The organism is Micromonospora sp. NPDC048063, from assembly GCF_043202855.1.
GTDB lineage: Bacteria > Actinomycetota > Actinomycetes > Mycobacteriales > Micromonosporaceae > Micromonospora.
Genome location: NZ_JBIDBG010000001.1, coordinates 750,843 through 774,233 on the forward strand (window position 1 = coordinate 750,843; position 23,391 = coordinate 774,233).

Here is a 23,391-nt window from a genome sequence, read left to right on the forward strand (position 1 = left end):
CGGTCGGGCGAGGCGGGAGGGGCGGCGTCAGCCCAGGACCAGCCCCGGGTCGGGGTCCGGGGCCGGGGTGGGGGAGGGGATCTTGTACTCCTCGGTCAGCGTGGTGACCGGGCCGGGCCAGGTCGCCTGGGCGACCTCGATCGGCTTGCGGTGGCCGTCGTACGCGACGTGCAGCAGGTGCAGCACGGGGGTGTCGGGACGGATCTGGAGGATCTCCGCCTCCTCCCGGCTGGGCTGGCGGGCACTGATCGTGTCGGTGGCCGAGACGTACCGCCGGCCGGTGGCCTCCTCGGCCTCCTGGTAGAGCGGCCGGCCGAACGCCTCGGCGCGCTCCAGCGACGTGCCGGCGGTGTCGGCGGGCAGGAACCACGAGGCGCCCACCTCGACCGGCGAGTCCTCGGTGCGGACGAGGTGGCGCCGGCAGAGCAGCTCGGTGCCGTCGGCCACGCCGAACGCGTCGGCCACCTCGGGCGGGGCGGGGGCCCGGCCGACCGAGACGAGCTGCTGCCGGTACCGGGCGGCCAGGTCGGTGTGGTAGCCGCGGAAGCCGCCGTACCGGCCCCGGGAGAGCCGGTTGAGCCGCCGCCGGGTGCCCCGCACGTACGTCCCGGAGCCGGGCTTGGTGATCAGGATGCCCTCGACCCGCAACTGGTCGACGGCCCGCTGCACGGTCTGCTTCGCCACGCCGAACATCTCGGCGATCGCCGGGATGGACGGCAGCCGCTCGCCCGGCCCCCAGTCGCCGCGGCGGATCTGCGCCTTGAGCTGCGCGGCGATCTGCCGGTGCGGGAACTCGGCCGCCCCCGGATTGATCTGCATGCCCGCCTCCTTGATCACAGCTAGGTTCCTAGGATGCCCTAGAGGTGGTGACGGCGCCACCCCGGACACGCAGAAAGAGGGCCCCGGACGACATACGTCCGGGGCCCGGGGCAGGCAGGGGAGAGGCGCTACCAGGAGCCGGCGGTCGGGCCGGCGGAGCCGCCGCGGCGGCGCAGGTACTTCTCGAACTCCTGGGCGATCTCGTCGCCCGTCAGCGGGGTGATGCCCGCGTCGCCGACGCGTTCCTCCAACTCGCGCACGTACTCGCCGAGCTCGGCGTCCTGCTCGGCGGCGCTGCGCACCCGCTGCTCCCACTCGGCGGCCTCCTCGGCGAGGTCGGCCATCGGCACCGGCAGGTCGAGCACCTCCTCGACCCGGTGCAGCAGGGCCAGGGTGGCCTTCGGGCAGGGCGGGTTGTTGGCGTAGTGCGGCACGTGCACCCAGAACGACACCGCGTCGACCTCGGCGCGGTTGCAGGCGTCGTGCAGCACGCCCACGATCCCGGTCGGGCCGTCGTAGCGGGTGGGGGTGAGCTGGTAGCGCTGCGCGGCCTCCGCGTCGGAGGCGCTGCCGCTGATCGGCAACGGTCGGGTGTACGGCACGTCGGCCAGCAGGGCACCGAGCACGACCACCCGCTCGACCTCCAGGCTGTGGCAGATCTCCAGCACCTGCTCGCAGAAGGTGCGCCACCGCATGCTCGGCTCGATGCCCCGGATCAGCACCACGTCCCGTTCGGTGCCCTCGGGGCTGGCCACCATGAAGCGCGTGGTGGGCCACTCCACCCGGCGGGTCTCGCCCTCGGCCATCGTGATGGTGGGGCGGCTGACCTGGAAGTCGTAGAAGTCCTCCGGGTCGAGCTCGGTGACCTGGCGGGCCTGCCACACCTGCTCCAGGTGCTCCACGGCGGCGGTGGACGCGTCGGCGGCGTCGTTCCAGCCCTCGAACGCGGCGATCGCCACGGGGGACCGCAGCACCGGCAGTCCGTCGAACTCGGTCACGCCGTCACCTCACCCTGCTCGTCGGGGGCGGTGCCGGGACCGTACCCGGTCGCCCGCCCGCCGGGCGTGGTGCTGTCGCTGTAGTCCTTCACGTCCGTCAGCCTACGTCCCGGCGCGGGAAGCGGCCCGTCGGCCGCGCCGGTCGGGCCCGACGTCGGGCGGTCATACCGCGATGAACCGGACGGCGTGATCCCGCTGACAGAATGTGGGAAGACAAGCACGGGGGAACCCATCGGGTCGCGGCGGCACTAACCTGAACCCCGTGCGGACCTCATTGCTCGACGTGCTGGCAGACCGGATCCTTATCGCCGACGGCGCCATGGGCACGATGCTGCAGGCGGCTGACCTCACCCTCGACGACTTCGAGGGCTTCGAGGGCTGCAACGAGATCCTCAACGTCACCAGGCCGGACGTGGTCCGTGGGGTGCACGAGGCCTACCTGGCCGCCGGCGCGGACTGCGTCGAGACCAACACCTTCGGGGCCAACCTGGCCAACCTCGGCGAGTACGACATCCCGCACCGCATCCGCGAGCTCTCCGAGGCGGGGGCGCGGATCGCCCGGGCGGCCGCCGACGCGTACGCCACGCCGGAGCGGCCCCGGTTCGTGCTCGGCTCGATCGGCCCGGGCACCAAGCTGCCCACCCTCGGGCACGCCGCCTACGCGACCCTGCGCGACGCCTACCAGGAGAACGCCGAGGGCCTGATCGACGGCGGTTCGGACGCGCTGATCGTGGAGACCTGCCAGGACCTGCTCCAGGTCAAGGCGGCGGTGGTCGGCTCGAAGCGGGCGATGGCCCGGCTCGGCCGGACGGTCCCGATCATCTGCCACGTCGCCGTGGAGACCACCGGCACCATGCTGGTGGGCAGCGAGATCGGGGCGGCGCTGGCGGCCATCGAGCCGTTGGGGGTCGACCTGATCGGGCTGAACTGCTCGACCGGGCCGGCCGAGATGAGCGAGCACCTGCGCTACCTCTCCCAGCACTCCCGCATCCCGCTGTCCGTGATGCCGAACGCGGGCCTGCCGGTGCTGACCGCGGACGGGGCGTACTTCCCGCTGAGCCCGGTGGAGCTGGCCGACGCCCTGGAGCGGTTCGTCACCGAGTACGGCGTGTCGCTGGTCGGCGGCTGCTGCGGCACCACCCCCGAGCACATCCGGGTCCTGGCCGAGCGCCTGCACGGCACGAGCCCCGTACCCCGCGAACCGCGGCACGAGGCGGGGGTCTCGTCGGTCTACCACCCGGTGCCGTTCGCCCAGGACGCCTCCCTGCTGATGGTGGGGGAGCGGACCAACGCCAACGGCTCCAAGGCGTTCCGCGAGGCCATGCTCGCCGGCGACTGGCGGGCCTGCGTGGAGATCGCCCGTAGCCAGGCCCGCGACGGCTCGCACCTGCTGGACCTGTGCGTCGACTACGTCGGCCGCGACGGCACGCAGGACATGCGGGAACTCGCCGGCCGCTTCGCCACCGCCTCCACCCTGCCGATCATGCTGGACTCGACCGAGCCGGCGGTGATCGAGGCGGGGCTGGAGATGCTCGGCGGGCGGTGCGTGGTCAACTCGGTCAACTTCGAGGACGGCGACGGCCCCGAATCCCGGTACGCACGGGTGATGCCCATCGTCAAGGAGCACGGAGCCGCCGTGGTGGCGCTGCTCATCGACGAGGAGGGGCAGGCGCGGACCGCCGACTGGAAGGTGCGGGTCGCGGGCCGGCTGATCGAGGACCTCACCGGGCGGTGGGGGATGGACCGCGCGGACATCCTGATCGACGCGCTGACCTTCCCGATCGCCACCGGCCAGGAGGAGACCCGGCGCGACGGCATCGAGACGATCGAGGCGATCCGGGAGATCGCCCGCCGTTGGCCGGGGGTCAACTTCACCCTCGGCATCTCCAACGTCTCCTTCGGGCTCAACCCGGCCGCCCGGCAGGTGCTCAACTCGGTCTTCCTGCACGAGTGCCGCCAGGCCGGCCTGACCAGCGCCATCGTGCACGCCAGCAAGATCCTGCCGTTCAACAAGATCCCCGACGAGCAGCGGGAGGTGGCGCTGGATCTCGTCTACGACCGGCGTCGCGAGGGCTACGACCCGGTGCAGAGGTTCATCGAGATCTTCGAGGGCGTGGACGCCGCGTCGGCGCGGGCCGGCCGGGCGGAGGAACTGGCCGCGCTGCCGCTGGAGGAGCGGCTCAAGCGGCGGATCATCGACGGCGAGCGCAACGGCCTGGAGGCCGACCTGGACGCGGCGATGGCGCAGGGGCGCAGCCCGCTGTCCATCATCAACGACATCCTGCTCGACGGCATGAAGGTCGTCGGCGAGTTGTTCGGCTCGGGCCAGATGCAGCTGCCGTTCGTGCTCCAGTCCGCCGAGGTGATGAAGACCGCGGTGGCGTACCTGGAGCCGCACATGGAGACCGCCGAGGACGGCGGCAAGGGCCGCATCGTGCTGGCCACCGTGCGGGGCGACGTGCACGACATCGGCAAGAACCTGGTCGACATCATCCTGTCCAACAACGGCTACGAGGTCGTCAACATCGGCATCAAGCAGCCGATCAACGCGATCCTGGAGGCCGCCGAGCAGCACCGGGCCGATGCCATCGGCATGTCCGGCCTGCTGGTCAAGAGCACCGTGATCATGAAGGAGAACCTGGCCGAGATGGCCTCGCGCGGGGTCGCGGAGCGCTGGCCGGTGCTGCTGGGCGGGGCCGCGCTGACCCGGGCGTACGTCGAGGACGACCTGCGGGCGATGTTCCCCGGCCAGGTGCACTACGCCCGGGACGCCTTCGAGGGGCTGTCCCTGATGGACCGGGTGATGACCGCCAAGCGTGGCGGGGCGCCCGTGGTCGACGCCGAGCGGGAGGCCGCCCTGGCGGCCCGCCGGGCCCGCCGCGAGCGGCAGCGGGCGATCGTCAGCGAGGCGCTGCCGGCGCTGGACGACGCCTCGGTCCGCTCCGACGTGGCCACCGACGTCGAGGTGCCCGCCCCGCCGTTCCTGGGCACCCGGGTCGTCAAGGGCGTGCCGCTCGCGGACTACGCGGCGCTGCTCGACGAGCGGGCCACCTTCCTCGGGCAGTGGGGGCTGCGCGGCGCGCGGGGCGGCAAGGGACCGTCCTACGAGGAGCTGGTGGAGACCGAGGGTCGGCCGCGGCTGCGCTACTGGCTGGACCGTCTCATCGCCGACCAGGTGCTCGAGGCCGCCGTCGTGTACGGCTACTTCCCGGCGTACGCCGAGGGCAACGACCTGGTGGTGCTGGACGAGAACGGGCACGCCGAGCGGGCCCGGTTCTCCTTCCCCCGGCAGCGCCAGGAGCGGCGGCTCTGCCTGGCCGACTTCTTCCGCCCGCGCGGCGACGAGCTGGACGTGGTGGCGTTGCAGTTGGTCACCGTGGGGCAGCCGGTCAGCGAGTATGCCGCCAAGCTGTTCGCGCGCAACGAGTACCGCGACTACCTGGAGGTGCACGGGCTCTCCGTGCAGCTCACCGAGGCCCTGGCGGAGTACTGGCACCGGCGGATCCGGTCCGAGCTGACCCTGCCGGGCGGCCGTACGGTGGCCGACGACGACCCGGCCGATCTGGCGGGGCTGCTGCGCACCGACTACCGGGGCTGCCGGTACGCGTTCGGCTACCCGGCCTGTCCGGACCTGGAGAACCGCGCGAAGATCGTGGAGCTGCTGGGTGCGGAGCGGATCGGTGTGCAGTTGTCGGAGGAGTTCCAGCTGATGCCGGAGCAGGCCACGGACGCGATCGTGGTGCACCACCCGGAGGCGAGCTACTTCAACGCCAAATAATCGGGGCTAATGCTCTGAGCTGTACTTTCATCCCCGCTGAGGGTCGCCGAGCATGATCATGCCGTTGCCAGGCCGTCACCGGCTTTCGGGCCGTCGTCGGCGGCCTGGACCTCACCGAACGCCTTGTCGAGGGCGCGGCGAGCACGGTCCTCCCTGCTAGGCAGGAGGTGGGTGCAGGTCCGGAGGGTGAGGCTGGGATCTGCGTGACCAGATGAGATGGTGGGACCGTTCGACGTCGAGGACCAGGGCGATGAGCGCGTGACGGTCACTGTGCACGTCTGGCCGATCTGGTGGGGCAGGCCTACAAGGATGGCTGACGCCGAACACCCATGGCGGTTTGATAATCGGCGATCAGCAAGCGGCTGGCGAGTGTGGGAGGCGGACTCGCCGAACTGTTCACGCCGGGCACCTACAGAAACGGGTGTGCGAGCCGCCGGCCGCCGGTGATGTCGGGCTCCACTTGATGAGTTGTGGATCAGCGTCGAATGATGCGTGACACCGATGGCCCAGAGTAGCGTCGGACCGCCACTCAACGCGATCGGATCGGCAGAAAGCCGGGAGGCCGCCCGTCGCTGGCGTTGAAGGACAACGGAATGCTCTCGGACTACCAACAGCAGTTGCGGGCGAAGTTTCTGGCCGCCCCGGTCGTCGCGCCGCCAAAGCCATGGCGGCACCTCGACCAGACGCGGCGCTACATACCGGTGGGCGGGTTGCAAGGCGTCGGCTTCGGTGTCCACCCGCAGACCGGAGTAGACCTGCTAATGGTCGTCTCGATGGACGGCTTTGGCCTGATCGACGCCACAACGGGCGCGAAGATCGCCCGGGACCGTCACCCCAACCCCGATGACGCGGAACCGTCCGGGCCAGAACTGGCCTGTCCGGGCATCGGTGTGTTGGCGGGCACGTGGGTACGCATCGCCGGGTTGTTCGGCGGCGGCCTACACGCCACGACCGACGACGGCTGGACCATCGACGTGGTGGCGCCCGAGTGGCCAAACGATCGCATCCTGTTGTCTACCGATGGCGGTGCTTATCAGGGCCCACCGGGCACTGCCTGGTGGCACGTCTTCCATTCCGACTACTCCGAACTGCGTGCCGCCGGATTCTCCCCGTCCGGCCGCACCCTGGTGATCGCGACCAGCAGCGACGTGACACTCATCGTCCGCCCCGAGTCCGCCTGACCGCATGTGTCACGGCGCGTAGCGAAGCGCCTCGGCAGAGCGTCACGCATCATTTGGCGTCAACCTGTCGCACATTAAGCGGAGTACGACAGCCGGCTGCCGGTGATGTCGGGCTTCACGTGATGCGTGACGGATCGATGTCGGATGTTGGGTGACACCTTCGGCTAGACGATCACGAAGGGGTGTCCCATCCCTCGCCTGCACGGCCTTGCCCACTTGGCAAGAGAGACTGGGCCACTTCCGGCACCGGTTCCGGGAGCGGGCCATTCTGGAGGTCACCGAGGCACCGGCTGGCGAAGGCGATCCAACCTCTCGTCGGGGGCGGCACCCAATTCGGCCGGATCGACGGGTTCTCGGCCTGAGCCGACAGCCAGATGCCATGCGCCCTCTCGACGGCCGCCGTCCTAGTCACTGGCGGCAACCGGTGGGTAAACACCTTCCGGTCCGGGTCGTACCGCATCCGGACTTCGCCCTGATAGTCCGTCGCAGAGACCCCGTAGCTGAGCGTTACCACAATGGCGGCGAGGCCTGGGCCCGTCTCGTCCAGCCGGACGACCACCTCGGGCCGCTCGGGCGGGTCCGGCGGTGTACAGGAGAGTGGATCCACTCGGCTTGGGGTCGCGACCAGTGACCGGATCCCGGGTACCCGTTGTGCCGCCGTCCCGATGGGGGTGGCCGAGGTGGAAGGAGACACCACGGGCACCGGGGTCGGTGACGGCGTGGGGGTGCCGGCCCGTGTGCCCCCCGCCGTGTGCGGAGACATCGTCGTTGCCGGGAACGTGCCCGGTGGCACGGTGCCATCTCGCTCTTGGTCGAAGCAGCCAGACAGGACGGGCAGTAGGAGCAAACAGGCCACGACGGCTGCGCCCTGTCGTCGGCGCAGCACGGCGGTGATCGGCATGCGGGGAGCATAGAGGCGGGCCCGCCCGTTCACCGACCTCGGTCACTGGGAGCAGTTGAGATTCCCGACGCTCCGCAGTTCGATCACGCTCAACTCCACCGGCACTCGCTTCAAGGCGGCCCTTGACGGGCCGCAGGCGCCGCCGCCTGCGCGCGACGGCCGCCATCCCTCGGGCAGAGTCTTCCGGATGACTACCGCGCCCGTCGATGGTCGAGCAGGGACCAAGATCATGCCGTTTCCAGGCCGTCGGAGGAGAACCCGCAGCGCCCATTGTTGACCCGTGAACCGGCCAGTTGATCATTTGTCCCGCACGGCCAAGGCCGGCTCGCGCACCATGAACACGTCCACCGGATCCTCGGTCTCGAGCGTGAATCCGTGCCGTTCGTACAGCCGCCGGGCCGGACTGCCCTGCAGCACGTTCAGCCGGACCAGGGTGTCATCGCGGTCGCACTGCTCCAGCAGCCGGCGTAGTACGGCCGTACCGATGCCGCTGCCCTGCAGGTGCGGGGCCAGGTAGAAGTGCTCCAGCCAGTGGGCGTCCTCGGCCGGCCGCAGCGACACACAGCCGGCGAACGCGCCGCCCACCTCGATCACCCAGGTGTGCGCCGGCGCGAAGGCGTTCCGCAGCCGCTGCCGCACCCGTTGCTCGTCGTACCGCCCGAGCCGTTCCAGATCCGCCCGCAGCACCACGGCCCGCAGTTCGGCCACCGCCTCGACGTCCGCCACCGAAGCCGGTCGCATCTCCCAGTCCGCCATGATTGCCAAGGCTAACGAGCCGAGATTCGCCCACTCTCGGCGATCCTCTGGCTCCATGAACCCGCCGTTGTACGCCTTCCAGATCGCCTCGAGGGCCGGCTCACCCCGTCCGACACTCTTCTGCCGTCCGGCTCGTGCTGCGCGGTCTTCCGGCCGCCGCTGTGGGGCGGGAGCGAATGGGGGCGCTGTTTCGGGGTACCCGACCGCGCCGAGACGAGCGGAGGGGAGGCCCGATGGGCATGGCGAACCAGCCCGGGGATGGCGGCCGACCAGCCAGTCCCACCGACCGCCTGGCCGAGGACGTAGCCGAGGTGGTACGCGAGGAGGTTCGAGCGGTACGCACCCAGCTCGCGGACGCCGCCCGCCCGGCCGGGCTCGGCTTCGTGCTGCTGGCCGCCGCCGGAGGGTGTGCGGTGCTGGCTGTCGGGGCGGCCTCGGCGACCTCGCTGCGCATGTTGGAGGCGTTCCTGCCGCGACGGCTGGCGGCTGCCGGGATGACCGCCGGGTACGTGGCCGCTGCCGTGTTCCTCGGCGCCGCGGGCCTGGAGCGGCTGCGTGCGGCGGGCGGAAGGTCCGCCCGGCTGGCGGACGAGGTACGCGACGCGGTGACCAGCACCGCCGGCCGGGTGGTGCCGGCCGGTTCCTCGGCCGTCCGCGACGAGCTGGGGCGCTGAAACATCGTCGACATGGGCGGCCACGGCGGCCCGGGAACCTGCGGGGCCATACAGGAATGGACGGTGGGCGATGAAACGGAGCCGGATCGACGACGTGATCATCGGAAGGATTGGTGACGCCGCGGGCACCCTCGTCGACCCCAGGAGAGGACTCGGCCAGCTGAAGTCGTCGGTCTCCGGTAAGCAGATCGCCCTGCTCCTGGCGGGTCTGGTCCTCGGCCTGCTGATCTCGCGCCGCCGCCGCCGCCGCTGAGCGGTCGCGGGCCGGAGCACCCGCAGCTTACGAGCGGGGGCGAGCAGCGGGTGGTCCGGCGGCATCGGCCCGGCATGTCACCGCCGCTCGGCCGAAAACGCCAGTTCGGACGTTTGCCGCGAATCGCCACGGGTAGCTCGCGACGGATCGGATGCCGGGCGCCGTCCGGGACCGCGGGGGTACGGATTCAGGAGGCGTGACGTGCAGGAGATCGTAGGCGAAGGCCTTGCCCGACGACTGGTGGAGTGGGGCGTCGACACCGTCTTCGGCCTCCCTGGCGACGGCATCAACGGCCTGATGGAGGGCTTTCGCCGGCAGCGGGAGAAGCTGCGGTTCGTGCTGGTGCACCACGAGGAGGCGGCGGCCTTCATGGCCACCGGGTACGCCAAGGCCACCGGCCGGATCGGGGTGTGCGCCGCCACCTCCGGGCCGGGCGCCATCCACCTGCTCAACGGGCTGTACGACGCCAAGCTCGACCACGTCCCGGTGCTCGCCATCACCGGCATGCAGGAGACGTCCGTGCTCGGCTCCCACTACCAGCAGGAGGTGCACACGGCGCTGCTCTACCAGGACGTGGCGGAGGCGTACAACCTGATGGTCACCAACCCCCAGCAGGTGCCCGGCGTGGTCGACATCGCCATCCGGCACGCCCTGGCGCGGCGCAGCGTCGCCCATCTGACCTTTCCCAACGATGTGCAGGTCGCCACGGCCGGCGAGGACCCCTACCGGCACGTCAGCCCGGGGGTGCCACCGGCGAGCAGTGCGGTGGTGTCGCAGCCGCCGGTGGCGCCGGCGCAGGCCGACCTGGCCCGGGCGGCGGAGGTGCTCAACGCCGGGAAGAGGGTGGCCATGCTGGTGGGCGTCGGCGCCCGCCACGCCCGGGACGAGGTGCTCGCGGTGGCCGAGGCGCTGGCCAGCCCGATCGTCAAGACCCTGCCCGGCAAGCTGGTGGTGCCGGACGACCACCCGCTCACCACCGGCGGCCTCGGCCTGCTCGGCACGAAGCCGAGCGAGGAGTTGATGGAGGAGTGCGACACCCTGCTGATGGTGGGCACCTCTTTCCCGTACGGGAAGTACCTGCCCGCGCCGGGGCAGGCCAAGGTGGTCCAGATCGACATCGACGCGAGCCTGATCGGCCTGCGCCTGCCGGTGCACGCGGCGGTGACCGCGGACGCGAAGCTGGCGTTGCAGCAACTGCTGCCGATGATCCAGGCCCGATCGGACCGGTCCTTCCTGACGAAGTACCAGCAGGCGCGGGACGCCTGGCGCGCGGACATGATCGCCCTGCAGGACCCGGGGCGGGATCCGATCGCCCCGCAGTACCTGATCAGCTGCGTCGACGCGGCCGCCACCTCGGACGCCATCCTCACCTGCGACTCCGGCACGATCGCCACCTGGGCGGCGCGGCACTGGACCATCCGCGGCGGTCGCGAGTTCTACCTCTCCGGCAACCTGGCCACCATGGCGCCAGGCCTGCCGTACGCGATCGCCATGCAGCACGCGTTCCCCGGCCGGCAGGTCATCGCGTTCGTCGGCGACGGCGGCTTCGCGATGTTGATGGCCGAGTTCCTCACCGCCGTGCGGCACGAGCTGCCGATCAAGGTGGTGGTCAACAACAACAACTCGTACGGCCAGATCCTCTGGGAGCAGATCGTCCTCGGCTACCCGGAGTACGCGGTGCGGCACCGGCAGCCCGAGGCCGACTTCGGCGCGTGGGCACGGGCCTGCGGTGGGTACGGCGTGAAGGTCACCGACCCGAAGGCGGTGCCGGACGCGATCCGTGCGGCGTTGGCTCATCCGGGCCCGGCGCTGGTCGACTGTGACGTCAACCCGGACGAGCCGCCGATGCCTGGCAAGGTCCGGTACGAACAGGCCAAGCACTTCACCGAGGCGTTCCTGCGGGGCCAGCCGCACAAGGTCGCCACCCTCGCCACCGTGGCCCGAGACAAGATCGACGAGCTGCGGTCATGACCCGGCGAGTCACGGGCACGGCACGGAGGGCAGCTCCGGCCACGGAGCCGGTGTCCCTGCCCGCGCCCGTCCTGCGGCCGCCCGAGCCGGCGCACCACGTCGACCTGGCCGCGCTCGCCGCGGACCTGCGCGCCGAGGTGGACGGGGAGGTGCGCTTCGACGCCGGCTCACGGGCCGCGTACGCCACCGGCGGTTCCAACTACCGCCAGGTGCCGCTCGGCCTGGTGGTGCCCCGGACCGTCGAGGCGGCGGTGGCCGCGGTCGCCGTCTGCCGCCGCCACCGCGCGCCGGTGCTCTCCCGGGGCGGTGGTACCAGCCTCGGGGGACAGGTGACCAACGTGGCCGTGGTCATCGACTGGTCGAAGTACTGCAACCGGCTGCTGGAGGTCGACCCGCAGGCCGGCACCTGCCTGGTGGAGCCCGGCATCGTGCTCGACACGCTCAACGAGTTGCTGGCATCGCACGGGCTGGAGTTCGGGCCGCGCCCGTCCACCCACAGCCACTGCGCCATCGGCGGGATGATCGGCAACAACTCCTGCGGCTCCACCGCGCAGCGCACCGGCAAGGTGGTCGACAACCTCGTCGAGATGGAGGTACTGCTCTACGACGGCACCCGGATGTGGGTCGGCGAGACCAGCGACGAGGAGTACGCCGAGATCGAGCGACGGGGCGGTCGGCAGGCCGAGATCTACCGCCAGCTGCGGGCGCTGCGGGACGAGTACCAGAGCGACATCCGTACCCGCTACCCGCACATCCCGCGCCGGGTCTCCGGATACAACCTGGACAGCCTGCTGCCGGAGAACAATTTTCACGTCGCACAGGCGCTGGTCGGCTCCGAGGGGACACTGGTCACCGTGCTGCGGGCCCGTTTGACGCTGGTGCCGGTGACCCGGGCCAAGTCGATGGTGTTCCTGTCCTACCCGGACATCGCCGCCGCCGGAGACGACGTACCGCGGGTCCTGCCGTACGACCCGATCGCGTTGGAGGGGCTCGATGACAAGCTGATCAACTTCGAGAAGCGTAAGCACCTGCACCCGGAGGCGCTACACAAGCTGCCCGCGGGCGGCGGCTGGCTGATGGTGCAGTTTGGTGGCGACACCCGCGAGGAGGCCGACGCTGCGGCCGAGCGGATGATCAACGATCTGTGCCGCGACGGCGGGCCGACCGCGCACCGGTTCGACAACGAGGCAGACGAGCACCAGATGTGGCTGGTCCGCGAGTCCGGACTCGGTGCCACCGCCCGGGTGCCGGGTGAACCCGACACCTGGGAGGGCTGGGAGGACTCGGCCGTCGCTCCCGAACGGCTCGGCGACTACCTGCGCGATCTCGACGCGCTGTTCCGCGAGTACGGCTTCGAACAGGCCTCGCTCTACGGGCACTTCGGGCAGGGCTGCGTCCACACCCGCATCCCGTTCAGGATGACGACCGCCGAGGGGGTACGCCAGTTCCGCTCGTTCGTCGAGCGCGCCGCGGATCTGGTGGTCTCCTACGGGGGCTCCTTCTCCGGAGAGCACGGCGACGGGCAGTCCCGCGGCGAACTGCTGCCGAAGATGTTCGGCGACCGGCTTGTCCGCGCGTTCGGGCAGTTCAAAGCGATCTTCGATCCGGACGACCGGATGAACCCGGGCAAGGTGGCGCCCCCCTACCCGCTGGACAGCCACCTGCGGCTCGGCGTCGACTACAACCACGGCCAGGTGGCAACCCACTTCCACTATCCCGACGACGACGGCAGTTTCGGCCGGGCGGTGCTGCGCTGCGTGGGCGTCGGCCAGTGCCGGCGACAGCACGGCGGGGTGATGTGCCCGTCCTACATGGTCACCCGGGAGGAGGAGCACTCCACCCGGGGCCGGGCACGCCTGCTGTTCGAGATGCTCGACGGCACCGCCCGCGGCGGCACCATCGCCGACGGCTGGCGCTCCGAGGCGGTTCGCGACGCGCTCGACCTCTGCCTGGCCTGCAAGGGCTGCAAGTCCGACTGCCCGGTCAACGTGGACATGGCGACGTACAAAGCGGAGTTCCTGTCCCATCACTACCAGGGCCGGCTCCGACCCCGCCCGCACTACTCGATGGGCTGGCTGCCGGTGGTGGCCGCGGTCGCCGCCCGGGCGCCCCGGGTGGTGAACGCGCTGGCCCAGGGGCCCGGGCTGGGCCGGCTCGCCAAGCTGGTCGGCGGCATCGACCAGCGGCGGGAGATCCCGGTCTTCGCTACCGAGACCTTCCAGCACTGGTTCGCGGACCGCTGGCCGACCGGCGACGGCTGGCGCGGCGAGGTGATGCTCTGGCCGGACACCTTCACCAACCACTTTCAGCCGGGCATCGCCCAGGCGGCCGTCGAGGTGCTGGAGGCGGCGGGCTGGCGGGTCCGGGTGCCGGAGCAGCCGGTCTGCTGCGGGCTCACCTGGATCTCCACGGGACAGCTCGGCATGGCGAAGCAGGTGTTACGGCGGACGGTGGAGGTGCTCCGACCCCACCTGCGGGCCGGCACCCCGATCGTGGGGCTGGAACCGAGCTGCACCGCGGTGTTCCGCGGCGACGCCCGGGAACTCTTCCCCGGCGACGAGGACGTGCACCGTCTGCGGCAGCAGACCGTCACCCTGGCCGAGCTGCTGCACGAGCACAGCCCCGGATGGCAGGCGCCGAAGCTGCCCGCGCACGCACTGATCCAGACCCACTGCCATCAGCACGCCATCCTCGGCACCACCGCGGACCAGGCGGTGCTCACCGAGGCGGGGGTCCAGGCCGAAATTCTCGACTCGGGCTGCTGCGGGCTGGCCGGCAACTTCGGCTTCGAGGCGGGGCACTACGAGGTCTCCGCGGCCTGCGCCGAGCGGGTCCTGCTGCCGGCCGTCCGGGGCGCCGCCGACACTGACGTCATCCTGGCCGACGGCTTCAGCTGCCGTACGCAGGTCGAGCAGAGCGCCACCGGCGGTCGCTCCGCGATCCACCTCGCCGAACTGCTGCGGGCCGGCCTGCGTGGTGAGCGGGTGACCGCCCGCCCCGAGCAGCGGTGGGGGCAACGTCCGGAGCGGCCCTCCCGGGCTGCCCGCGTACTCGCCACCAGCCTCGTCGGGCTGGCCGCGCTGGCGCCGGTCGCCGCGCTGGCCAGCCGCCGCCGGGGGCGGTGACGGCGGTGCGGCTGAGCGCGGCGGCGTACCGGGTGCCGACCGACGCGCCCGAGGGCGACGGCACCTTCGCCTGGGACAGCACCACCATGGTGCTGGTCCGCGCGGAGGCCGACGGCCAGGTGGGCACCGGCTGGACGTACGGGCCCGCAGCGGTGGTCCCGGTCGTCACGGACCTGCTCGCGCCCGTGGTGGCCGAGCTCGACCCGGACGACGTACCGGCTGCGTGGTCGGCCATGCGGCGGCGGCTGAGAAACGCCGGGCGGCCCGGAATCGCCGGCTTGGCGCTCTCCGCAGCCGACTGCGCGATCTGGGACCTCAAGGCCCGCCGGCACGGCCTGCCGCTGGCCCGGCTGCTCGGCACTGCCCGCCGGCAGGTGCCGGTCTACGGCAGCGGCGGATTCACCACCTACGACGCCGAGCGGCAGCACCGGCAGCTTTTTGGCTGGGTGCACGACCAGGGCATCCCCCGGGTGAAGATCAAGATTGGCGAGTCCGGGGGCACCAACGCGCCGCGGGATCTGGCCCGGATGGTGGCCGCCCGACGCGCCATCGGCGACGACGCCGAGTTGTACGTCGATGCGAACGGCGGGTACCAGCGCAAGCAGGCGGTACGGATGGCCCGGGCCGCGGCCGACCTCGACGTGCGCTGGTACGAGGAACCGGTCAGCTCAGACGACCTGGTCGGCCTCGGGCTGGTCCGCGACCAGGTGCTGCCCGACGTCGCGGCGGGGGAGTACGGCTTCGACCTCGTCTACTTCCATCGGATGGCCCCGTACGTCGACTGCCTGCAGATCGACGTCACCCGGTGCGGTGGCATCACCGAATTCCTTCGGGCGGCGGCGGTGGCCGCCGCCTCGGGCCTGGAGGTGTCCGCGCACTGCGCGCCCCACCAGCACCTGGCCGTGGCGGCAGCGACGCCGAACCTGCGCCACATCGAGTGGTTCCACGACCACGTCCGGATCGAGGCGATGCTCTTCGACGGTGCGGTGTCCGCGGCGGGAGGCGGCGCCCCGGTGCCGCTGGACCGGCCGGGCCACGGGATGGAGCTGCGTGCCGCCGAGGCGGAGCGGTACCGGGTGGGCTGAGGCCGCGCCGGAGAGAGGAACAATGTGCGATGGACGCGACGACGGCGGTGCCGGCCTGGCACACCAGTGGCCGCCCGACCGGTCGGGGCAGCACGGTGACCGCCCTGCCGGGCGGCTGGCGGCGGGACGGTCGGCGATGAGGGCGCACGAGTTGCACCACCAGACCGGACGGGTCCTCGTGGTCGTCTGCGACAAGGGGGAGGAGGCGGTCGAGGCCGTGGGGGCGGCGCTGCGTGAGCAGCGGATACACGCCGCCCGGGTGACCGCCGTCGGCGGCTTCGCCGACGCCGAGGTCGGGTGGTTCGACCGGGAGACCCGCGACTACCGCCGGATCCCGGTACGCGAGCAGGTCGAGGTGCTCTCCCTGCTCGGCGACGTCGCCGAGCGGGACGGGGCGCCGGCGCTGCACGTGCACGCGGTGCTCGGCCGCGCCGACGGCAGCACCATGGGCGGGCACCTGCTCCGGGGCCGGGTCTGGCCGACACTGGAGGTGATGATCTCCGAGGTGGCGCCTGAGTTGGCCAAGCGGGTGGACCCGGAGACCGGGCTGGCACTCATCTCGGGCACGGGCGGCGGGTAGACCGCTCAGCCGGGCGATGGGCAGGGTACCGCCTGACCCAGGGTCACCGCCGTCTCCAACATCAGCGCGTGCACGAACGCCTGGGGCAGGTTCGCGCGCAACTGCCGCTGCTGCACGTCGTACTCCTCGGTGAAGAGGCCCGCCGGGCCGCAGGCGGCCCGGCTACGCTCGAACCACCGGTTCGCCTCCACGACGTCGCCGGCCTGCCAGGCGGCCATCGCGGCCGCGAAACCGCAGAGCAGGAACGCTCCCTCGGCGTCCCCCAGCGGGCGGCTGTCGGGGCGGAACCGGTACAGGTATCCGTCGCATTCCAGCTCCGCCAGGATCGCCCGCCGGGTCGCCTCGGTCCGCGCGTCCCCTGCCGGCGCCGCGCCCCGGATGCCGGGGAAGAGCAACGCGGCGTCGACCCGCCCGTCGTCGTACGCCCGCTGCCAGCGCCCGGACGGATGCTGCCCGTGGGCTGCCGCGTCGGCGAGGATCGCATCGGCCAGGGCAAGCCATCGTCCTGCCTGTCCGCCCGACGCGACCCCGGCCGCCGCGCGCAGCCCGGCCACACAGATCAGCTTCGAATGGGTCCACTGGCGGGGCGGCAGTTCCCAGATGCCGGAGTCCGGCTCGCGCCAGCGTTTCCCGATGATCCGGACCGTCAGCTCCAACGCCCGCCACGAGGCCTGGTCCAGCCGGTCGTGCCGCCCGGCGACGGCCAGCAGCAGCAGCGTCTCGCCGAGGACATCGAGCTGGAACTGCCCGCGGACCCAGTTGCCGACCCGCGGCGGCGCCCCTGGATAGCCCGCCAGGTAACCCAGCTCCTCCTGGTCCGGGACCGGGTCGCCGTCAACGGTGTAGGCGGGGGAGAGCCGGTCGCCGTCGGCCAGCACCCGTTCGGTGAGGAACGCGACGGCGTAGTCCAGCAGATCTTCCAAACTGCGGTTGCCGAAAGACGACTGCACGCGTGTCGACTCGTCAGCGGCCCAGGAGAGAATCGTCCGGTGACGATCGTCGAGCCGCCGCAGGTAGTTACAGAGAAGGCCGTCTTGCAACTCCTGCACCTGGCCTTCCTGGAGATCCGGCTCTACACGGCTCCGGTGGACGACGACCAGGCGTTGGAGACCTTGCTGAAGCGGCGTAAACAGATCAACGAACTCGCCGACCTGTGCCATGGGCTACCCGGTTGTGTCGCTCCCGAGCGGCGGCATCTGGTGAGTGACAACTTGAGGTACCTGTGGCGCACCTCCTCTGCCCGGAAGCAGCAGTGGATGCGTTCCCATTGGGACCACCTTGGCTACGACCATCGCTGGCTCACGGACCCCAATGCGGCAGGTCGGGCGGACCCAGCAGTCGAAGGCGCCGGACCGAGAGCCGTGCAGAGTATGTGCAATGATCTTGACTCGTCCGGCGCATGACCGACGCGAACGTCCAGGTCAAGGGCAAGCTCACCAACCCGCCGCAGTCGCCTTCCTAAACCGTGTGCCGCTGGCATGGACCTCCGACTCGGCGTTGGCCCAGCTGTTCCGGGCGTTAGCCTTCGAGCCGTGAGGTTCGCTGCCGGACCACCGACCCGCTGGGTCATTGAGCTGCATTCTGGCGCGGTCGTCGAGTTGGCGGCCGATGGGTACAGCCGGACGGACGGCGACCTCGTGTTCTCCATCCTGGCTGACGCAACCCTCGCCGAGCAGGCCGAAGTGCGCGTGCTCGGACGGGCACCGGCTGACCCCGAGCGGGTGATTGTTCTCGTGGCACGGATCCCAAAACGCGAGGTGGCCGGTCTTCATGGCGGAGAGCCCTGGCCGGCTGCGCAGCGGGGAAATGCGGCAACCGAGCCAGCCGCAAGGGAGCAAACAGAGTCGGGTACTGCTGCTTGAGCGTGTATCGGATCGCTATCGGGCTGCGTCGATCGCATGACCGCGGTTCTCGCTGCTCGGCAACGGGTGGTGAGGCACAGCGTGCGGTGATCGGATCCGGACAGCCGATTCCGATCACCGCACGGCTCAACCGTGGTCAGCTCGTCCGCGGCTCATGCGGCGAACGCGGCGTCGATCGCATAGGTGTCTTCGTACATGTGATAGGTCGTGATCTTGCCGTTCTTGACTCCGATGTGCAGCGCGAAGTGGTTGGTGAACGTCTTCCCCGTGGCGAGGACCTCGAACTTGTTGTGCCCGAGCACGACCGCGTTCTCCCCGTCGACGACCGTCGCCGTGACGTTGTACTCCTGAGCCGGTCCGAGTACGCGTCCGAACGAGCCGAAGAAGTCCGGCAGCTCGGCCGGGGTGGAGCGCTGCCCGGACCAGGGGATGTTGGGGGTCCCGTTGACCGCGAAGTCGAACGTGTCGGCGAAGAGGTCGACGAGTCCGGGTACGTCACCGGCGCCGAATCGCGCGAAGAAGGATTCGACGACGGCGGCCGTGCTGGGAGGTGTCGTGTTGCTCATGCGGATGGAACTCCTTTGTCAGTGACGTGGTTGGAGCAGCGTCGCGTGCGAGGGCGGGCCTCAGGCGACGACGGAAAGGACGATCTTCCCGGTGGTGCTGTTGGTCTCGCCGCGCTCGTGGGCCCGAGCCGCCTCCCTCAGCGGGAGAGTGGTGTCGACGAGTGGCCGCAGCTGCCGGCGAGCGACGAGATCCGCGACCGCCTTCATGCCCGCATGGTCGGGCTCGACGAGGATTCGGGTGGCGCGGACGTCGAGTTCCTCGGCAAGGTCGACGGGGAAGTCCGGGGCCATGGGCAGAAGCGAGATGAGGATCCCGCCCCTGCGCAGGGTCCGGAGTGAGCGCGGGGTGTAGTCCCCGCCGACGGTGTCGAGCACGACATCGATGTCTCGGAGGACGCCGAAGTCCTCCGTCGTGTAGTCGATCAACTCGTCCGCGCCCAGCCCGCGAAGAAGGTCGTGCTTGCCGGCACTTGCGGTGCCGACGACCCGTGCGCCGCGCGCCTTGGCGATCTGCACCGCCAGGTGCCCGACTCCGCCGGCGGCGGCATGGACGAGGACGCGCTGGCCCGGCTGGATGTCGGCGGTGTCGACGAGAGCCTGCCACGCGGTCAGGGACGCCAGCGGCAACGCCGCGGCGGTCGTGTGGTCGATGTTTGTCGGTTTACGGCAGAAGTGCCGGGCGGGGGCGGTCACGAACTCCGCGTACGCGCCCGCCGGATGCGGGAAGCGCGGCATGCCGAACACCTCGTCGCCCGGCGCGAACAGGGTCACCCCGGGCCCCACCTCCTCGACCACCCCGGAGACGTCGAACCCCAGGACGAACGGGGGGAGCGCGCCGGTGGCGAACTGGCCTCGAGCGCGGGTCTTCCAGTCGGTGGGGTTCACCCCAGCGGCATGGACGCGGACGAGGATCTCGCCGAGTGTGGGGACCGGGCGCTCCATCTCGATGATCTTCAGTACGTCGGGTGTCCCGGCCACGTCTTGGCTGACGGCGAGCATGCGGTCTGGCGCTCGCCCTGAGCTGGTTGTCACTGTGCTCCTCACCTGTCGTCCCGGCCGCATCGGGCGGCCGCGCCCGTCCAGCATCTCCGGAGGGGCAGGGCCGCTACAGTGGCCAGATGGACAACATGTGTCAGGATCTGGCCATGCATCGCGTCGTTGTGCTCGCGCTTCCCGGCGTCGTCCCGTTCGAGCTGGCCATCCCCTCGCGGCTCTTCGGCGCCGCCCTCGGCCCCGACGGCAAGCCGCTGTACTCGGTGACCACCTGCTCGCTCGATGGCGGCCCGGTCGGCACCTCGGCCGACTTCGCGATCGCCGTGGACCACGACCACACGGCGCTGGCCCAGGCGGACACCCTGGTGATCCCTCCCTCGGCCAGCGGGCGAGAATGGGGTGAACAGAAGGAACTTCCTGCGCCGCTGCGGGACGCGCTGGGGCTCGTCCGCCCCGGCGCGCGCGTCATGGCGATCTGTACGGGTTCCTTCGTCCTGGCGGCGGCGGGCATCCTCGACGGACGCCGGGTGACCACTCACTGGCGTGAGTCCGACCACCTTCAGGGCCTCTACCCGGACCTCATGGTCGATGCCGATGTTCTCTTCATCGACGACGGCAGCGTGCTCACCTCGGCGGGCGTCTCGGCGGGAATCGATCTGTGTCTGCACGTGATCCGACGGGACCACGGCAGTGAGATCGCCAACGAGGCGGCGCGTTCCTGCGTCGTCCCACCCTGGCGCGACGGGGGCCAGGCCCAGTACATCCGGCGGCCCGTGGTCGAAGCGGACACGACGACGACGGCACCGGCCCGAGCGTGGGCGCTCGAACACCTTGATCGGCCGCTGGTCCTGGCCGAGCTTGCCGCCCGGTCGAACATGAGCGTGCGGACATTCAGCAGGCGGTTCCAGGACGAAGTGGGGGTGAGCCCGATGACCTGGCTCACCCAGCAGCGGGTCGAACGCGCCCGGGAACTGCTCGAGTGCACGGACCTCCCGGTGGACAGGATCGCGGAGCAGGCCGGGTTCGGATCGGGTGGTTCGCTGCGGCAGCACCTGTTGGCCGCCACCGGGGTGTCGCCGCGTGCGTATCGGCGAACGTTCCGGACGGCGCCGGTTGGCGACCAAGGCGTGTCTCATAAACCGGCTCGGTGATGATGGTGATGGTCTTGGAAGCGGACCGGCAGCTTGTCGTAGCGAGTGGCGACGCCACGGTGGCGTTTGAGCCTGTTGATGCCGTTCTCGACGGCGTGGCGTAGCCGGTAGAGGTCCTTGTCGAACGTGGGTGGGCGGCCCTTGGAGCCTTTGGCCTTGCGGTAGGCGTCCTGGTCTGTCTTGCGGGGGATGCAGGACTTGATTCCGCGTGAGCGGAGATGGCTGCGATTGCCGCGGCTGGTGTAGGCCTTGTCTGCCAGGACCAGGTCGGGGCAGGTGCGGGGCCGGCCGACACCGAGGCGGGTCACGCGGATGCGGCGCAGGACGGGGATGAACTGCGGGCTGTCACCACGGTGCCCGGCGGTCACGATCAGGGCGAGGACTTTCTGTCCCTGCTCGCAGGCCAGATGAATTTTGGTGGTCAGCCCGCCTCTCGATCGTCCCAGCGCGTGGTCGGCCGGCTCGTCGTGCACGCCGCCGGGCGGTTCCTTCTGCGGATGCCCGTCGGTGCGGGCGCCGGTGGCGTGCTGGTGGGCGCGACTGGTCATCGAGTCCACGCTCACCGTCCAGGCGATCCGGTCGGTCGCGTCGCCGGCCGCCTGCAACGCGGACAGCATCTTGTCCCAGGTCCCGTCACGCTGCCAGCGGCGGAACAGGCCGTAGACGGTGGGCCAGGGCGCGTACTCGGCCGGGACGTCATGGGGCACCGATCCGGATTCGCCACCGGATCCCGTCGATGAGTTGTCGTTTCTCCCACTTCGGCGGCCACGCCGTGACCTCGATGCCGTCAGCCTGGCTTACGAAACACGTTTAGCACAGGTGATCGGTCTTCTTCGGGGGTTCGCCGGAAGATCCTCGATCACTGGTGAGGAGTGGCTACCGTCCGCCGCATGCCGGTGGAATTTCTGACTGATAAGCAGGCTGAGGCGTACGGGAAGTTCGCTGAGGAGCCGGCGAGGCCCGGGCTGGAGCGATTCTTCTTTCTCGACGACGAGGACTGGAAGCTGATCGCGAACCGGCGCGGTGACCACAACCGTCTCGGCTTCGCGCTTGAGATGTGCACGGGGTGAGGTACATCGGGCTGTTCCTGGAGGACTCCCTGGCCGTTCCGTGGCCGGTGGTGGAGCGTCTGGCCGAGCAGCTGGAGATTGAGGATGTCTCCTGCGTCAAGGAGTACACCGAGCGGCTGAAGACGGCGTATGAGCACGCGTGGGAGATCCGTGACGCGTACGGCAACCACCCGTACGAGGACCATGCCCAGGGCCGGCGGTTCAGGGCGTTCCTGCACGGCCGGGCGTGGACGGCGTACGCGGAGGGGCCGAAGGCGCTGTTCGATCACTCGGTGGGCTGGCTGCGCCGGAACCGGGTGCTGCAGCCGGGGGTGAGCGTGCTGGCCCGGCAGGTCTCCGAAGTCCGCACCATCGCGGAGAAGACCTGATCGTGAATTCCTCGCTGGCGGAGGCTGTCTCCGTCGTTCTGCTCCTGGCGGTGCTGGCGTGCGCCGTTGTCCGCCCGTTCGGCTGGCCGGAGGCGGTCGTCGCCGTTCCGGCCGCAGGCGTGGTCATTGCCACCGGAGCGATCTCGCTGGACCATGCCCGCGACGAGGCCGCGCGGCTCGGACCGGTGATCGGCTTCCTCGCCGCCGTCCTGGTCCTGGCCCAGCTGTGCGACGACGAGGGCCTGTTTCACGCGTGCGGAGCATGGATGGCCCGTACCGCGGCAGGTCGCCCGCGCCGCCTGCTGGTCCAGGTGTTCGCAGCCGCATCAGTGATCACCGCGGTGCTCAGCCTGGACGCCACCATCGTGCTCCTCACCCCGGTGGTCTTCGCCACCGCCGCCAGGCTCGGTGCCCGGCCCAAACCGCACGTCTACGCCTGCACCCACCTGTCGAACACCGCCTCGCTGCTGCTGCCGGTCTCCAACCTCACGAACCTGCTCGCGTTCGCTGCCAGCGGACTGAGCTTCACCCGCTTCGCCGCCCTGATGGTCCTGCCCTGGCTGGCCGCCATCGGTACCGAGTACGTGGTCTTCCGCCGGTTCTTCGCCACCGACCTGGACGCCGGAGCCCAGGCCCCACCCACCGCCGAATCCCGTGAGCTGCCGGTGTTCGCCCTGGCCACCGTGGCCTGCACACTGGCCGGGTTCGTCCTGACCTCCGCGCTCGGAGTCAATCCTGCCTGGGCGGCCTTCGCCGGTGCCGTCGTCCTGGCCGTGCGTGCTCTGGGGCAGCGCCGCACCAGTCCCACCGCCATCGTGCGCGCCGCCGCGGTCCCGTTCCTCGCCTTCGTTCTGGCCCTGGGCATCGTGGTCCGCGCGGTCGTCGACAACGGCCTTGCCACCGGCCTGGGCCATCTGGTCCCCGGCGGCACCGGCTTTGCGGCCCTGCTCGCTATCGCGGTGCTGGCCGCGGTGCTGGCGAACGTCATCAACAACCTGCCCGCCGTGCTGGTGCTGCTGCCGCTGACCGCACCGTCCGGGCCCGGTGCCGTCCTCGCGGTGCTGCTCGGGGTGAACATCGGACCCAACCTCACCTACGCCGGTTCCCTAGCCACCCTGCTGTGGCGGCGCATCGTGCACGAACACGACAGTGACGTCGAGTTCGGTGAGTTCACCCGGCTCGGCCTGTTCACCGTGCCTGCCGCCCTGCTGCTCGCGGTGGTGGCACTGTGGGCCTCGCTCACCGTTATCGGAGGCTGAT

General features: G+C 70.7%; 19 protein-coding genes and 2 pseudogenes. 14 read left to right on the forward strand and 7 right to left on the reverse strand.

Annotated elements, in window-relative coordinates:
* Positions 1-27: 27 nt before the first annotated feature.
* Both ACGFZ2_RS03375 and ACGFZ2_RS03380 read right to left on the reverse strand, forming a co-directional pair.
* Positions 28-819 carry a GntR family transcriptional regulator gene (locus ACGFZ2_RS03375; protein ID WP_393262267.1) on the reverse strand — a complete coding sequence of 264 codons (792 nt, stop codon included), beginning with the start codon at positions 817-819 and terminating at the stop codon, positions 28-30.
* Between the two features lie 128 nt (positions 820-947).
* Positions 948-1,817, reverse strand: coding sequence for a PAC2 family protein (locus ACGFZ2_RS03380; RefSeq protein ID WP_357093678.1), 870 nt, complete (start codon positions 1,815-1,817; stop codon positions 948-950).
* Positions 1,818-2,079: 262 nt separating this feature from the next.
* Between ACGFZ2_RS03380 and metH the strand changes: the two genes are divergently transcribed.
* Together metH and ACGFZ2_RS03390 are read left to right on the forward strand one after the other, a co-directional pair.
* On the forward strand, positions 2,080-5,595 hold the full coding sequence (gene metH / locus ACGFZ2_RS03385; protein WP_393449701.1) for a methionine synthase: 3,516 nt from the start codon (positions 2,080-2,082) through the stop codon (positions 5,593-5,595).
* Between the two features lie 593 nt (positions 5,596-6,188).
* Entirely contained in the window at positions 6,189-6,776 is a 588-nt protein-coding gene (locus tag ACGFZ2_RS03390) for a hypothetical protein (protein WP_393449704.1), read from the forward strand.
* Positions 6,777-7,974: 1,198 nt separating this feature from the next.
* On the opposite strand, the gene ACGFZ2_RS03395 is transcribed toward ACGFZ2_RS03390, so the two are convergent.
* Positions 7,975-8,433, reverse strand: a complete 459-nt coding sequence (locus tag ACGFZ2_RS03395) for a GNAT family N-acetyltransferase (protein ID WP_393449706.1) — start codon at positions 8,431-8,433, stop codon at positions 7,975-7,977.
* Between the two features lie 233 nt (positions 8,434-8,666).
* Here ACGFZ2_RS03395 and ACGFZ2_RS03400 point away from each other — a divergent pair, with 233 nt between their 5' ends.
* The 6 genes from ACGFZ2_RS03400 (at position 8,667) to ACGFZ2_RS03425 (ending at position 16,121) form a co-directional block, all read left to right on the forward strand.
* Positions 8,667-9,107, forward strand: coding sequence for a phage holin family protein (locus ACGFZ2_RS03400; protein WP_393449709.1), 441 nt, complete (start codon positions 8,667-8,669; stop codon positions 9,105-9,107).
* Between the two features lie 70 nt (positions 9,108-9,177).
* Positions 9,178-9,360, forward strand: coding sequence for a hypothetical protein (locus tag ACGFZ2_RS03405; protein ID WP_393262250.1), 183 nt, complete (start codon positions 9,178-9,180; stop codon positions 9,358-9,360).
* Positions 9,361-9,561: 201 nt separating this feature from the next.
* Positions 9,562-11,331: a thiamine pyrophosphate-dependent enzyme gene (locus ACGFZ2_RS03410; RefSeq protein ID WP_393449712.1), complete on the forward strand. Its 1,770-nt coding sequence runs from the start codon at positions 9,562-9,564 to the stop codon at positions 11,329-11,331.
* Positions 11,328-14,456 carry an FAD-binding and (Fe-S)-binding domain-containing protein gene (locus ACGFZ2_RS03415; protein WP_393449715.1) on the forward strand — a complete coding sequence of 1,043 codons (3,129 nt, stop codon included), beginning with the start codon at positions 11,328-11,330 and terminating at the stop codon, positions 14,454-14,456. The genes ACGFZ2_RS03410 and ACGFZ2_RS03415 overlap by 4 nt, the downstream gene beginning before the upstream one ends.
* Positions 14,457-14,461: 5 nt before the next feature.
* Positions 14,462-15,541, forward strand: a complete 1,080-nt coding sequence (locus tag ACGFZ2_RS03420; protein WP_393449718.1) for an enolase C-terminal domain-like protein — start codon at positions 14,462-14,464, stop codon at positions 15,539-15,541.
* A 22-nt stretch (positions 15,542-15,563) separates the two neighbouring features.
* Positions 15,564-16,121, forward strand: coding sequence for a PPC domain-containing DNA-binding protein (locus ACGFZ2_RS03425; protein WP_393449721.1), 558 nt, complete (start codon positions 15,564-15,566; stop codon positions 16,119-16,121).
* A gap of 5 nt (positions 16,122-16,126) precedes the next feature.
* On the opposite strand, the pseudogene ACGFZ2_RS03430 reads toward ACGFZ2_RS03425, so the two are convergent.
* Positions 16,127-17,041 (reverse strand): annotated as a pseudogene (locus ACGFZ2_RS03430) (glycoside hydrolase family 15 protein); the annotation flags it as partial.
* A 69-nt stretch (positions 17,042-17,110) separates the two neighbouring features.
* Between ACGFZ2_RS03430 and ACGFZ2_RS03435 the strand changes: the two are divergent.
* Together ACGFZ2_RS03435 and ACGFZ2_RS03440 are read left to right on the forward strand one after the other, a co-directional pair.
* On the forward strand, positions 17,111-17,524 hold the full coding sequence (locus tag ACGFZ2_RS03435) for a hypothetical protein (RefSeq protein WP_393449724.1): 414 nt from the start codon (positions 17,111-17,113) through the stop codon (positions 17,522-17,524).
* Between the two features lie 129 nt (positions 17,525-17,653).
* A complete protein-coding gene (locus ACGFZ2_RS03440; RefSeq protein WP_393449727.1) occupies positions 17,654-17,983 on the forward strand; it encodes a hypothetical protein in 330 nt (109 codons plus the stop codon).
* Between the two features lie 152 nt (positions 17,984-18,135).
* Here ACGFZ2_RS03440 and ACGFZ2_RS03445 read toward each other — a convergent pair whose 3' ends face one another.
* Positions 18,136-18,549 carry a nuclear transport factor 2 family protein gene (locus ACGFZ2_RS03445; RefSeq protein WP_393449730.1) on the reverse strand — a complete coding sequence of 138 codons (414 nt, stop codon included), beginning with the start codon at positions 18,547-18,549 and terminating at the stop codon, positions 18,136-18,138.
* A gap of 60 nt (positions 18,550-18,609) precedes the next feature.
* Positions 18,610-19,635: an NADP-dependent oxidoreductase gene (locus ACGFZ2_RS03450; protein WP_393449733.1), complete on the reverse strand. Its 1,026-nt coding sequence runs from the start codon at positions 19,633-19,635 to the stop codon at positions 18,610-18,612.
* Positions 19,636-19,667: 32 nt separating this feature from the next.
* Between ACGFZ2_RS03450 and ACGFZ2_RS03455 the strand changes: the two genes are divergently transcribed.
* Complete coding sequence (locus ACGFZ2_RS03455) at positions 19,668-20,693, forward strand: GlxA family transcriptional regulator (protein WP_393449736.1); 1,026 nt, start codon at positions 19,668-19,670, stop codon at positions 20,691-20,693.
* Here ACGFZ2_RS03455 and ACGFZ2_RS03460 read toward each other — a convergent pair.
* A pseudogene (locus tag ACGFZ2_RS03460) lies at positions 20,675-21,458 on the reverse strand (IS5 family transposase); the annotation flags it as partial. The gene ACGFZ2_RS03455 and the pseudogene ACGFZ2_RS03460 overlap by 19 nt on opposite strands.
* A 125-nt stretch (positions 21,459-21,583) precedes the next feature.
* Here ACGFZ2_RS03460 and ACGFZ2_RS03465 point away from each other — a divergent pair.
* Genes ACGFZ2_RS03465 through ACGFZ2_RS03475 form a run of 3 tightly spaced genes read left to right on the forward strand, consistent with a single transcriptional unit; the run spans position 21,584 to position 23,390 of the window.
* Positions 21,584-21,763 carry a DUF4158 domain-containing protein gene (locus ACGFZ2_RS03465; protein WP_393449739.1) on the forward strand — a complete coding sequence of 60 codons (180 nt, stop codon included), beginning with the start codon at positions 21,584-21,586 and terminating at the stop codon, positions 21,761-21,763.
* Positions 21,760-22,131, forward strand: a complete 372-nt coding sequence (locus ACGFZ2_RS03470; protein WP_393449742.1) for a DUF4158 domain-containing protein — start codon at positions 21,760-21,762, stop codon at positions 22,129-22,131. The genes ACGFZ2_RS03465 and ACGFZ2_RS03470 overlap by 4 nt, the downstream gene beginning before the upstream one ends.
* Before the next feature lie 14 nt (positions 22,132-22,145).
* Positions 22,146-23,390, forward strand: a complete 1,245-nt coding sequence (locus ACGFZ2_RS03475) for an SLC13 family permease (RefSeq protein WP_393450222.1) — start codon at positions 22,146-22,148, stop codon at positions 23,388-23,390.
* Position 23,391 lies beyond the last annotated feature (1 nt).